This is a genomic window from Mycobacterium scrofulaceum (genome assembly GCF_001667885.1).
In the GTDB taxonomy this organism is placed as follows: Bacteria; Actinomycetota; Actinomycetes; order Mycobacteriales; family Mycobacteriaceae; genus Mycobacterium; species Mycobacterium scrofulaceum_C.
In genome coordinates this window covers 1-1,149 of the sequence record NZ_LZJW01000122.1, presented here as the reverse complement: position 1 = coordinate 1,149, position 1,149 = coordinate 1, and the positions used below count along the sequence as shown (strand labels likewise).

At 71.7% G+C, this 1,149-nt stretch carries 1 protein-coding gene; it reads right to left on the bottom strand.

The features are described 5' to 3' along the window. On the bottom strand, positions 1-1,149 hold a 1,149-nt coding region (locus tag A5681_RS18045), incomplete at both ends, for an SDR family NAD(P)-dependent oxidoreductase (protein WP_156738039.1).

The window sequence follows — 1,149 nt, the reverse complement described above, 5'->3', positions numbered from 1 at the left end:
TGGCGCACCGGTGTGGTCAGGGTCAGCCGGTGCAGCACCGCTGCGGCGTCGAGCTTGGGCGCGAACATCGCCGTGACATCGTCGTCCGTCATCTCGTCGAGCAGCACCGGACCGCCGGCGTACGCCGCCAAGTAGACGCCCTCCACGGGCGGCAGGTCGGTGCCGAACCGGTGGAACAGTTCGGCCATCGCGGCCTCGTCGGCGGCGTCGGCGGCGACGGCGACGAGCTTGATCCCGCCCGCGGCAAGGCTTTCGGTCAGTTCGTCGAGCCGCGAACCGGGGTTGCGCGACACCGCCACGATCGTCTTGGCGCCCATCCGGGCGAGTTGGCGGATCAGGTGTGGGCCGATGTTGCCGGTGGCGCCGATGACCAGCTGGCAGGCATCGCCGTCCAAGGCCACTGCGTCGGTCGGCAGGACGCGGCGTTGCAGTCGCGGGACGTGGCGCACGCCCTGCCGGTAGACCACCTGATCCTCGCCGTCGGTGCCGGCGGCTTCGGCCAGCAGCCGCGGCACGGCCAGCTCGGCCGGTACCGCATCATCGAAATCGATGAGACCGCCCCAGATTTCGGGGTGTTCGAGTGCGAGGGTGCGTCCCAGTCCCCACAGTGTCCCGTGTGCGGGGTTGGCACGATCGCCCTCGGCGATGGGCTGGCCGTTGCGGGTGACGATGAACAGTTTGGGCGGCGAGGCGGCGGCCGCCATCGCCGCCGCGAGCCGGCGGGCCTGGTGGAACAGCCGATATGCCGCCCCGGCCGACGGTTCGCAGGCGGGCGGCGCGAAGAGCACCCGATCGACCCGGTTGAGGGCCCCGTGCAGCACCTCGTCGTCCGCGAGGGCGCCGAACTCCAGTCCCTCGATGCGTTGGGCCCCGGCGACGCGGCCGAGTTCGTCCGCCAATCCGGTGTCGCCCACGACCAGCCACCGGCCGGTCGTCGCGGCATCGGCCTGCGGGAGCGGCCGTACGGGCCAGCCGACTTCGTAGGACCACTCATCAATCGGGGTGCCGTCGCCCTTTCGCGCCGAGCGGGCGGGCGTCAGACCGGCGTCCCGGGAAGCGTTGTGCCGCAGCCTCACTGGAGCAGCAGCTGCCGTGTCGATCCAGTGGCGGGTGTGGTGCCAGGGGGTGGTGGGGATGTGAGGGTGTGGT